Source organism: Undibacterium sp. Ji83W (assembly GCF_049340385.1).
Classification (GTDB): domain Bacteria; phylum Pseudomonadota; class Gammaproteobacteria; order Burkholderiales; family Burkholderiaceae_D; genus Undibacterium.
Genome location: NZ_JBMPOZ010000011.1, coordinates 225,678 through 232,422, shown reverse-complemented (window position 1 = coordinate 232,422; position 6,745 = coordinate 225,678). Strand labels below are relative to the sequence as shown.

At 52.6% G+C, this 6,745-nt stretch carries 11 protein-coding genes; 4 read left to right on the top strand and 7 right to left on the bottom strand.

The genetic code is table 11. From position 1 onward, the window contains the following. A partial coding sequence (locus ACO0LD_RS19155; RefSeq protein WP_423009707.1) for a transposase occupies positions 1-608 on the top strand: 608 nt, incomplete at its 5' end. Here the strand turns inward: ACO0LD_RS19155 and ACO0LD_RS19150 are convergent. Genes ACO0LD_RS19150 through ACO0LD_RS19140 form a run of 3 tightly spaced genes read right to left on the bottom strand, consistent with a single transcriptional unit; the run spans position 584 to position 2,077 of the window. Continuing rightward, positions 584-868 carry a hypothetical protein gene (locus ACO0LD_RS19150; protein ID WP_423009705.1) on the bottom strand — a complete coding sequence of 95 codons (285 nt, stop codon included), beginning with the start codon at positions 866-868 and terminating at the stop codon, positions 584-586. The genes ACO0LD_RS19155 and ACO0LD_RS19150 overlap by 25 nt on opposite strands. Before the next feature lie 23 nt (positions 869-891). Then, complete coding sequence (locus ACO0LD_RS19145; RefSeq protein ID WP_423009703.1) at positions 892-1,425, bottom strand: chromate transporter; 534 nt, start codon at positions 1,423-1,425, stop codon at positions 892-894. Continuing rightward, positions 1,418-2,077: a chromate transporter gene (locus ACO0LD_RS19140; RefSeq protein ID WP_423009701.1), complete on the bottom strand. Its 660-nt coding sequence runs from the start codon at positions 2,075-2,077 to the stop codon at positions 1,418-1,420. The genes ACO0LD_RS19145 and ACO0LD_RS19140 overlap by 8 nt, the downstream gene beginning before the upstream one ends. Positions 2,078-2,182: 105 nt before the next feature. On the opposite strand from ACO0LD_RS19140, the gene ACO0LD_RS19135 reads away from it, so the two are divergent. Continuing rightward, on the top strand, positions 2,183-3,106 hold the full coding sequence (locus ACO0LD_RS19135; protein WP_423009699.1) for a LysR family transcriptional regulator: 924 nt from the start codon (positions 2,183-2,185) through the stop codon (positions 3,104-3,106). A 67-nt stretch (positions 3,107-3,173) separates the two neighbouring features. Here ACO0LD_RS19135 and ACO0LD_RS19130 read toward each other — a convergent pair whose 3' ends face one another. From ACO0LD_RS19130 to soxR, 3 genes are all read right to left on the bottom strand, one after another. Continuing rightward, on the bottom strand, positions 3,174-3,749 hold the full coding sequence (locus tag ACO0LD_RS19130; protein ID WP_423009697.1) for a DUF6882 domain-containing protein: 576 nt from the start codon (positions 3,747-3,749) through the stop codon (positions 3,174-3,176). Between the two features lie 24 nt (positions 3,750-3,773). Further along, positions 3,774-4,007 (bottom strand): hypothetical protein, encoded by a 234-nt coding sequence (locus ACO0LD_RS19125; RefSeq protein ID WP_423009695.1) that lies wholly within the window; start codon positions 4,005-4,007, stop codon positions 3,774-3,776. Positions 4,008-4,151: 144 nt separating this feature from the next. Further along, on the bottom strand, positions 4,152-4,613 hold the full coding sequence (gene soxR, locus ACO0LD_RS19120) for a redox-sensitive transcriptional activator SoxR (protein WP_423009693.1): 462 nt from the start codon (positions 4,611-4,613) through the stop codon (positions 4,152-4,154). An 87-nt stretch (positions 4,614-4,700) separates the two neighbouring features. On the opposite strand from soxR, the gene ACO0LD_RS19115 reads away from it, so the two are divergent. Continuing rightward, complete coding sequence (locus tag ACO0LD_RS19115; RefSeq protein ID WP_423009691.1) at positions 4,701-5,114, top strand: ester cyclase; 414 nt, start codon at positions 4,701-4,703, stop codon at positions 5,112-5,114. A 37-nt stretch (positions 5,115-5,151) separates the two neighbouring features. Here the strand turns inward: ACO0LD_RS19115 and ACO0LD_RS19110 are convergent, their stop codons facing one another. Beyond that, positions 5,152-5,793 carry an NAD(P)H-binding protein gene (locus ACO0LD_RS19110; protein ID WP_423009689.1) on the bottom strand — a complete coding sequence of 214 codons (642 nt, stop codon included), beginning with the start codon at positions 5,791-5,793 and terminating at the stop codon, positions 5,152-5,154. A gap of 189 nt (positions 5,794-5,982) precedes the next feature. Here ACO0LD_RS19110 and ACO0LD_RS19105 point away from each other — a divergent pair, with 189 nt between their 5' ends. Next, the gene (locus ACO0LD_RS19105) at positions 5,983-6,684 is read left to right on the top strand and encodes an L-2-amino-thiazoline-4-carboxylic acid hydrolase (protein WP_423009687.1); all 702 of its coding nucleotides are present in this window, start codon (positions 5,983-5,985) and stop codon (positions 6,682-6,684) included. Positions 6,685-6,745 lie beyond the last annotated feature (61 nt).

The window sequence follows — 6,745 nt, the reverse complement described above, 5'->3', positions numbered from 1 at the left end:
GTTATGAACCGGCTACGCCGGAGCAACGCACGATGGATGAGCTGCTTAAACGCAGGGCTAAAATTGTTTCTCTGAAGACGGCTTTACGCCTGACCTGTGATGGAGCGCCGTCACTAAAAGTGAAGGCGGTCAAGCTTTTAGATAGCTTTACAGAATTACTCAAGCAGATCGATCAGGACATTGCCGCATTGAATAAGGATATTCCCCACCGGGCAGAACAAGTCTGTCGCCTGCAATCCATTGCAGGAGTCGGGCTATTAACCAGCTCCTGGCTGGCAAATCTGTTTGACCGCGTTCGCTTCATAAACAGTGATGCTGTCGTTGCATTTGTCGGTATGGATCCACGTCCGAGTGACTCTGGCCAGAGACGTGGGCGCAGGAGGTTGTCCAAGCGAGGCCCTGCTGAAGGGCGCCGCTTGCTATTTAACGCTGGCATGGCAGCAGCAAAATCAAAGGTTTGGGCACCTGTGTATCAACATTACCGGCAACTTGGCTGGCCCTCAACGGCCGCTATCATGATCATCGCCCGTAAAATATTGCGAATTGCTTTTAGCTTGATCAAGAACGGCGTTGATTTTAATTCTCATCTCATCTCGATAAAAACTTGACGGGAACCATAGAATCTAATCGTACCTACATCCCTCTCTCTGGTTGCAGAGATCAGCATGTCCTTGCCCTTTTGCGACAATGTAACCAGCCCGTTCACGCCACCTTCGCAACTGATAAAACCGTCGGCACAAGCATCTTCCCAAATGCACAGACGTGGACAGGTACTATGCCATGCATCCAATACTTCTGCATAAGTATGCGGTCGCTGCTGTATCCATTCCAGCATTTGCAGGGTCAGGCTGGTGTGAGCGTCGGGCATGATGTAATCCCCCTGGGTTGAGCTTAGATAAGGTGCAATATCCCTGCTGCTGCCCCCGCTGCAATCAAGATGACGGGATTGAGCTTGCTGCGCACGACGATGACGGCTGTCAGCAAGCTAATGACATCGGTACGCCAGCTGGCAGTGTCGAGTTGTGTGAACAGGCAGGCGGTTGCCAGCAAGAAGCCTATCGAGATCGGAGCAAAGGTATCCCGCACAGCAGCTGTCAGGCGCTTGTTGAAACTGGATGTTTTCAGGCTGATGACGGACAGTGTCAATATGGTTGACGGGATGATCACTGCGAGGGTCGTCAGTATCGCACCAGTCCAGCCAGCAATCAGCCAACCCACCAAAGAGATGAATAACAGATTGGGCCCGGGTGCTGCCTGGGCGATGGCATAGGCAGAAGCGAACTGGGTGCTGCTGACCAAATGTTTTTCAGTGACGACAAAATGGCTGATGTCAGGTGCCATCATCACCAGCCCACCGCCGACTGCCATCATCGACAGGATGGACAGATGCAGGCACAGGTCCAGCATGGGGGACTCGTCATTCATTTTTATCTTTCAAAAAATAAGCGGCCACACTGCCCGGCAAGGCCAGCAGTGCGAATACCACAATCAGGCGAAACTTGAGCAGGGCCAACCCGGCAAAGGCCAAAGCCATCAATACCGCCTGCAAACTGATACGCCTGCTGACGCAGTTGAACAGCTTGTTTTTGTCGGACGTATAAACTTCACCAGTCTTGCCAGTATTACCGGGATTACCAAAGAGCGAAATCGCCATCTTGATAGCAGTTGCCAGCACCAGGCCTGCTGCCACTGCTGTCATGCCAGTCAGGGCATCCTGCACCATGGCCAGTTTGCCAAAGCGCTGATAGGCAACGCCAAGGGCTATCACCAGCAAAAAAGGTGCAATGATCAGGCCTGCCATGGCAGCCAGTGCACCAGTAATACCGGCATAGCGTTTGCCTATCATCAATGCAACATTACAGATAGTGGGGCCGGGCAAGACCTGGCTCAGCGCCAGATAGCGGGCGAATTCTTCTGCACTGAGCCAGCGGTATTGTTCAACCAGCGCCCGGTAGGCAAAGGGCATGACACCACCAAAGCCAGTCATGGCTATTTTTGAAAAGACCAGGAAAAGTCGTAAGGCTGAAAGGCTGGTAGTTTCAGTAACAGCAAGCGCGGGCAATGGCGGATTCAACATGAGGCACCCATCAAAACGGTAAAGAATATTTTCTGCACGAACATCTTCTTACCTGGGCAATTAAAAGTACAATGAATTTATTTAGATGATTGATTCATTTTTCTTATGAAAATCGATATCCTCGGCGTACAGGCTTTTGTGGCAATTGCCGACCATGGCAGTTTTAACAAAGCGGCTGATGCCTTATTTATCACGCAAACGGCGGTGACCCAGCGGCTGCGCAATCTGGAAATTTTTCTTGGCGTGACCTTGCTGGAAAGAACCACACGTTCCATCGCGCTGACCAGGACGGGGCAAGACTTTCTGCCGCAAGCCAGACGCCTGCTGCAAGAGCTGTCAGCAGCACTGACCGAAATACGCGAAACCGGCAAGGCCCTGCGTGGAGATGTCTCAATTGCCTGCATACCGACAGCGGGTGTGCGTTACCTGCCGCAAGTCATCCGTGAGTACTCCGCACTATTCCCTGACAACCGTATCAAGATACTCGACCATGCATCTGCCGGAGTAGCCGAAGCCGTGTTGCGGCGCGAGGCCGAGTTTGGCATCAACCTGGCTGGCCCGAATCATCCTGAATTGAGCGCGACACCTTTGCTGGAAGACCGCTTTGTGCTGGTCTGCCGTGATGACCATGCACTGGCCAGACGCAAGAGCTTATCCTGGGCACAATTGCAGCCACACCCATTGATCTTTGCCGGACAGGCAAGCGGCAATCGCGCCTTGCTTGACGGTTACCTGGGTGCAGAGAATCTGCATGGCGGCCAAGGTGGGCAGACTGGCCTGAGCTTGCAGATACACTACGAAGTACAGCGCAACTCCACCGCCCTGGGCCTGGTAGATGCGGGTATTGCTGCGGCCATCGTACCCAATCTTGCCATGCAAAAAGCCAACTACCCCCGCCTGCGCGTGATCAGATTGCAAGACCCGGTGATTTCCCGAACCCTGGTGCTGCTTGCACGCAAGGCCGCCCGACTGTCACCGGCAGCGCAGCTTTTGTATGACATGATCAGGAACAACCGGGTGGTCAAATAGAAGAAAGAATGCGGAGAGAGGCAGGCAGCGCACATGGTAAAGTCAGTCCATATCAAGCAGCTTGCATTTATTCTGGCGGCACTTTCCTGATATCGGTAATGAGCAAAAACACAAATCCAGTCTCAAACGGCACGCGGTAAATACCTTTGGTCTTCAGCAGGTAATTTGCTACTGTCGCCATCTCCCATCCATCCGCTAATTGCGCTGGCCAGGTGCGCTCGGTCAGTTTATTGAAGTGGTGTTTTGCACCCAGGCTCTTGAGCACATCCATGCGCTTGAACAAGGCTGGGGAAATAGTGGAATTACCCCAACTCCATAACCAGGTCTTGCTGCGTTCAGAATAAGAACCGACAAACTGGATTTTGGCGCTTAGCTTGAGCACACCATTATCTGAAAATGTCAGGTCGCCCGTGCCTTGATCAAGATCCCATTGTTCATAACTGGAAATTTGATAATCGTCGTCCAGGGCTTTTTGGGTGGTTACTGAATATTCTGCACTGGCGACCAGGATTTGTTCCCAGCCTTGCTGGCGTGCTTGTGCCGTTGTCGTCAACAGGGTCAATGCAAAGATCACGAGGGATAAAATGCTGACGCCACGCAAGGGTGATGCAGCCGTGCCTGAATAGCGGCCTTGCCCCATCATTTGCACTCCCTCCGCAGAAAAAAGCTAACTCAATATCACACCGCCAATGACAAAAATGATCAGTCCCAGTACATAGGAGATCAGAAATTTTCCATACAAGCCATTGCGCTTTGCCAGTAAAAAAATATAACCGGGAATGAAGAGCGAGACGAAAGCTTTTCCAGGTTCAATTTTAAAAATCATCGCGGTTAAATACAACTGTGCGATAAAGGCGATAACAAGCCCGGACAATAATGCTGTAACTCCAAAAGTATGCATGTCTATTTCGATGATATTTCAATACTTGAATGTATCACGGGAAATGTAGAACAGACTAGCTTGCCATCGTATATTGGTGAGAATAAGTTTGGCACTGGCTCATTCGGCTCATTCATGAGCAACAGCGCTCATTTAAGCGGCGAATTACTCTACACCCAGCAACCTCGCCCCCGCCCCCTCTTCTGACAAAGTATCGAGTGGATTGCGCAGCTTGCAAGCCTTGATGGACAGGCAGCCGCAGCCTATGCAGTCACCCAGTTGTTCGCGCAACTCGATGAGCTGGTTGATGCGTTGATCAAGATCTGTCTTCCAGCGTTTAGACAATCTGGCCCAGTCTGCCACGGTGGGTGTGCGGCCTTCGGGCAGCTCTGCCAGGGCGGCATGGATGGATGCGAGTGAGATGCCCAGGCGTTGCGCCACCTTGATGACGGCGATGCGGCGCAAGACATCACGCGCATAGCGGCGCTGGTTGCCGGCATTACGCTGGCTGTGTATCAGCCCTTTGGCTTCATAGAAATGAACAGCCGACACAGCCACGCCACTACGCGCAGCCACTTCGCCCACAGCCAAGGGCTTGCCTATATCTTGCGGATTAATTCTTGCCATGCAAATTCTCCTTGACCTTAAGTTAAGTTGAGGTTTTACACTACTCTTAACCTAGATTCAAGTCTGTATAATTTTGGAGAAATAAAGATGACACCAGTAAACCATCCTGAACAAAACCTGCAACTTGTGCGTCGCCTGTATGAAGATTGCTTCAACACTGGCAAGCTTGATCTTGTGCCAGAAATGATCGCCATGGACTTTAGCAGCAACCGGGGTGAACACGGGCAGGCTGAATTTGCTGCCAACATCGCAGGCTTGCGCAAAGCCTTCCCGGATGTGCGTTTTGTGATTGAAGATTTGTTTGGAGCTGCAGACCGGGTAGCTGTCAGGTGGAGTTTCACGGCCACCCACAGCGCGCCGTTTGCCGGTTTCACAGCAACTGGCAAGGCCGTAACGCAACAGGGCAATGTGATTTACAGGATCATGGATGGCAAGATCGCCCAGGCCTGGGTGCAGATAGACAGGCTGGGTCTGATGCAGCAATTGGAAAGAGCCAATTAATGAGTAATCATGTTACGGTAAGCAACGATGGGCCAGCTCAATGCATGGCACCAGAAAGCAAGACGATTTTGCCTTGCGCCTGCGGGACAGCCGTCAACAAAGCCCTGGCAACAGCAGTAGCCGCGATAGGCTGGTAGTTGGCGGGGATGAGAAATCCAAGTACCTTGCTGATCGCAAACCCCAGCTTTTCACCACTCCGCTCCGGCTGCCCCAACACTTCACGGTCGCCGACCAATAGGGAAGGACGGGCGATGACCATGCCTTCAAACGGCATTTTTTCTAGCGCGTCTTCCAGCTCTCCTTTGACGCGGTTATAGAAGACCTTTGAATTGGCATCTGCCCCCATGGCGCTGACCAGCCCCAGCTTCCTGACGCCCGCAGCCTGCGCTGCCTTGGCAACAGCCAGGTTGGCATCATAATCAAGGGCTCGAAAAGCCTGCTGGCTCCCGGCGACCTTGATGGTCGTGCCCAGCGCCAGATACACTTCATCCGCCTGCGGTAAAACCGGCAGACTGGCGAAATTGACGACATGCGCCCTCAACCTGGGATGCTGCACCGTGGGCGGCCTGCGGCCAAGGCTGTGCACTTCGGCCACGCTGTCGTCTGCCAGCAGGCCAGCAAGAATTTCCCTCCCCACCATGCCGGTGGCCCCGGCGATGATGACTGTTCGCTTTGCCATGCCTGATGCTCCTTAGTGAAATGCTTGGTGAAGTGCTCAATGAATTAATTTCATGTCCAGCTTTTGTCAGCGCTTCTTGAATGCTGTTATTCTAAGCCAGCTACATCAAAACTCAATACTGCCGGATTTACACAGGCACCGTAGACGAACATTTTTTGCAATATGCCAATTGTCCAGGAGAGGTAGCCAATGGCTGAGATCATCCATCCCACCGCCCATCCTTCTTACGAGTCACATCGCGCTGCAATGGAGGCAGCCATGCTCCATCGCCTCGGCCTTGCCGAAACGATGTTGCGTGAGCGCGCACACCTGTCCAACATTGAGACGATCAGGCAAGAGGTGATGAATGAATTTGACATCGTGCTCACCCAGATGCCCTATGTCGGCGGTGCAGCAAGTCGCATGAGCGATTTCTTCATGCGCCTGCTGGGCTTTATGGCCATCAGCCGCGTGCTACGGCGACATGGCGTGGAGCTGTCCGTCATTGGCGACATCGAGCGCGAAACCTACCAGGCGCAATTGCTCAGTGTGCCAGAAGCGGAACGCATGGCCTCCGGGCAGCAATTCATGTCAGCAGAGAACCAGGCTTTGCTGCGTGAGCAGGCTGCGCAAAGCGCGACAGAAAACCACCAGCAAGAGTTTCCGCAAGATTTTGTGTATGACTTCGTAGCACCAGGCCCGGGCGACAATTTTGAATTTGGCATTAACTACAAAGCCTGCGGCTTTTGCAAATTCGCCGCTTGCCATGGAGACAAAGAAATCCTGCCTAACATTTGCGGACTGGATTTTGTTGCCTACGCAGCGCGGGGGATACATTTGGAAAGAACGCAAACCCTGGCTGGCGGTGCTAGCCACTGTGATTTTCGCTTTTCAAAGCTACCGGCTAACTAAGACAATTTCAGCTCTTCATTGAGTAGGGTGCGCCATGCGCACCACTCCAGCAACTTAAGGG